This is a genomic window from Niameybacter sp. (genome assembly GCF_036655075.1).
Classification (GTDB): domain Bacteria; phylum Bacillota; class Clostridia; order Lachnospirales; family Cellulosilyticaceae; genus Holtiella.
The window spans coordinates 8,469-11,947 of the sequence record NZ_JAVVQU010000059.1 but is presented as its reverse complement, the minus strand read 5'-3'; the positions used below and the strand labels follow the sequence as shown (position 1 = coordinate 11,947).

The following is a 3,479-nucleotide window of genomic DNA, read 5'->3' as shown; positions in this document are numbered from 1 at the left end:
CTTTTTTTCTTAACAAGTTCTAAAGCTGTGAAAATCCCTGATGGACCAGCGCCCACAATAATCAAATCATATTTCATTTTTAATGCCTCCCTAAATTAAAGTAAATTACAAGAAATAGTAATTCACTTATAGCGGTCAGTTTTTTACGGCAACTGAGTAGAGACATTTGAACCATATCTTCAAATCTATATAAGCGAATATTAAATAAGTGTATTTAATAAATGTTCGATTTATGCCTTTATTTTATACTAATATTAAATAAAATTCAATGATAATTAGAATTATTTGATTAAAGTTTATACTTTGTAATGCTGACCTTAGAACTATTTTATCTGTATGGGTACTTTTTAACGTCGGTAAGCAGCCTTTAATTGGTCGATGCGAGAAGTGGCACCGCAAAGGAGTAGGTCACATAGAGCAAGAGCAGTCATGGCTTCTACTACAACAACAGCACGTGTAACTACAGTTGGATCATGACGTCCTTCTATAGTAAGTCCTACATTCTCTAAATCATGATTGATGGTTTGTTGAGGCAATGCAATGGATGGCGTTGGCTTAAAATGTGCACGTAAGAGGATGGGACTACCATCAGATAGACCTCCTAGTATGCCACCAGAATGGTTGGTATACTTATGTACTGAGACGTGCTGACGCTTAGGATGACCACAGTAGCCATGACCCCTATAAGTGGGTTCACCATAGTGGCCTAGATTATTAGAAGTATAAAAGCTATCATTATAAGCAGAGCCTTTCATAGTACTTGCCTTAACGCCTTCACCTACCTCAAAGGCCTTCACTGCATTAATACTCATGATAGCTTGTCCAAGTACAGCATCTAAACGGTCAAAGACAGGTTCGCCAACGCCTACAGGCATACCTATAACTTGACATTCTACGACACCACCGATGGAGTCTTTCTCCGCTTTCATTTGTCCAATGTAGTCAAGTGCTTCAAGAGCTTTAGTAGCATGAGGCATGGAAAGTAAGTTGTTTGTAATTTCATTATAGTCTAATTCATCATCATTAATAGTAATCGGCCCTAGTGCCTTTGTATAAGCTTGAATATGAATACCGAGCTCTGAAAGAACACACATAGCCACGCTACCTGCGGCTACACGGGCAGCTGTTTCACGAGCAGAAGAGCGTCCACCACCACGATAGTCACGATTTTCATATTTGAGTTGATAAGGATAGTCGGCATGAGAAGGCCGATACACATCTTTAAGATTGTCATAGTTATGAGAACGTTGGTCCTCATTACGAATCATAAGGCAAATGGGTGTACCTGTTGTTTTCCCTTCAAAGACACCGGATAAAATGTCTATTGCATCAGATTCTTTGCGCGCAGTGGCAACTTTAGCGTTGCCAGGTTTTCTTCTTACCATATTCTTCATAATATCTTCCTTTGTTAGAGGTATATTAGAAGGGCAGCCATCAATGATGACACCAATGGCAAGACCATGAGATTCACCAAACGTAGATACTGAAAAGTGTTTACCAAAAATTGAACCGGACATATGAAAACCTCCCATCAAAAATTTGTCTTAATTGTACCAAATTATACAAATACATTCAATAAGAGTGACTAAAAGTAAGAAAAAATGATAAAAATACAAGATAGTATTCTTGTAATCACATACTTTTTCTTGTAAACTGTATGGTAGTATATGACAGATAGGAGATACACCAATATGTACGAACTATTAAAAGTAGAAGGCAGAGCAAAGCGTGGTAGATTTCATACTGTACACGGTACAATAGAGACACCCGTTTTCATGAACGTAGCTACAGTAGCAGCCATTAAAGGTGCACTAGGTGCGGAGGACCTTCACAATATCCATACACAAGTTGCGTTATCCAATACTTATCACTTACATTTAAGACCGGGTGATCAAGTGATTAAAGAATTAGGTGGTTTACACAAGTTCATGGTGTGGGACAAGCCTATTCTTACAGATTCAGGTGGATTCCAAGTGTTTTCACTTGCAGCTATGCGTAAGATTAAAGAAGAAGGCGTATACTTCTCATCTCACATTGACGGTCGTAAGATTTTCATGGGTCCAGAAGAGAGTATGCAAATTCAATCTAACATTGCCTCAACAATTGCCATGGCATTTGATGAGTGCCCACCAGCATTAGCAGATAGAGATTATATTTTACCTTCAGTAGAACGTACTACAAGATGGCTTAAACGTTGTATGGATGAGATGAACAGATTAAATGCATTAGAAGATACCATCAACAAAAAACAAATGCTCTTTGGAATCAACCAAGGCGGTGTTTTACCAGATGTACGTATTGAACATGCTAAAGTAATTCGTGAATTTGACTTACCAGGTTACGCAGTAGGCGGACTTGCAGTAGGGGAAAGCCACGAAGACATGTACAATGTACTTGAAGCAGTAGTGCCATACTTACCTCAAAATAAACCAACTTATTTAATGGGTGTAGGGACACCAGAAAATATTTTAGAAGCAGTTGAGCGTGGTATAGACTTTTTTGACTGTGTATTACCAGCACGTAATGGTCGTCATGGACATGTTTACACCAACCACGGCAAGATGAATCTTTTCAACCAAAAATTTGAAAAGGACATGAGCCCAATTAGTGAGGAATGTCAATGTCCAACATGTCAAAAATACAGTAGAGCTTACCTTAGACATCTTTTAAAAGCAAAAGAAATGTTAGGTATGAGACTTTGTGTTATTCACAACCTTTACTACTTCAACAACTTAATGACTGAAATTCGAGATGCATTAGACAAAGGCGAATTCGCTAAGTACAAACAAATGCGTCTAGAAGGATATAATAACAAATAATTTTTTTATAATGGAGGAGAAAATTTATGCAATCATCAGGCGGAATGCTTATGTCAACAGTGCTTTACCTTGGATTTTTCTTTTTAATTATGTACTTCTTAATTATTCGTCCACAAAAGAAAAGAGACAAACAAGTATCAGATATGCAAAGTTCTATCAAAGTAGGGGATGAAGTTTTACTTACAACAGGTATTTACGGTAAAGTTGTAGATATGATCAATGATTTATTTATCATTGAACTTGGTCTTAACAAAAGCGTTCGTATCCCAGTTAAAAGAGCAGCGGTAGCAGCAGTAGCAGCTCCAAACCTTACAATCTCTAAAGCTAGCGAACCAGTGGCTGACGATGATGATGAGTACGAAGATGAATATGAAGATGGAGAATACGAAGAAGAGGATGAGGAATAATCATCCTCTTCTTTTTCTAAGGAGCGAATGAGATGTTAGAGAACAATAAAATGCTTGTAGCTGCCCGTACAGGAAGTGAGCCAAGCTTAGTTTCTATTATTTTGATGCCATTTGTATTCACCCTTTTGCTTTCAGTAGGAATAGGGATTGCATCCGCTGTAGGGATTGGACTCTTTGGAACCACTGAAACAGCTATTAGTATGATTTACTTACAATATATGCAGTATGCCATATCCTTTGCAGTAGCAGGGGG

At 37.9% G+C, this 3,479-nt stretch carries 4 protein-coding genes and 1 riboswitch; of the genes, 3 read left to right on the top strand and 1 reads right to left on the bottom strand.

Annotation, left to right across the window (positions count from 1 at the left end; translation table 11 throughout):
* Window positions 1-109 precede the first annotated feature (109 nt).
* Window positions 110-213, bottom strand: a riboswitch (purine riboswitch).
* Between the two features lie 134 nt (window positions 214-347).
* Complete coding sequence (gene aroC, locus RRY75_RS12720; RefSeq protein WP_332491258.1) at window positions 348-1,517, bottom strand: chorismate synthase; 1,170 nt, start codon at window positions 1,515-1,517, stop codon at window positions 348-350.
* A gap of 174 nt (window positions 1,518-1,691) precedes the next feature.
* Between aroC and tgt the strand changes: the two genes are divergently transcribed.
* The 3 genes from tgt to RRY75_RS12705 form a co-directional block, all read left to right on the top strand.
* Entirely contained in the window at window positions 1,692-2,819 is a 1,128-nt protein-coding gene (tgt, locus tag RRY75_RS12715; protein ID WP_332491260.1) for a tRNA guanosine(34) transglycosylase Tgt, read from the top strand.
* A 26-nt stretch (window positions 2,820-2,845) separates the two neighbouring features.
* Window positions 2,846-3,226, top strand: a complete 381-nt coding sequence (gene yajC, locus RRY75_RS12710; RefSeq protein ID WP_332491262.1) for a preprotein translocase subunit YajC — start codon at window positions 2,846-2,848, stop codon at window positions 3,224-3,226.
* A 32-nt stretch (window positions 3,227-3,258) separates the two neighbouring features.
* On the top strand, window positions 3,259-3,479 hold a 221-nt coding region (locus tag RRY75_RS12705), incomplete at its 3' end, for a hypothetical protein (RefSeq protein ID WP_332717084.1).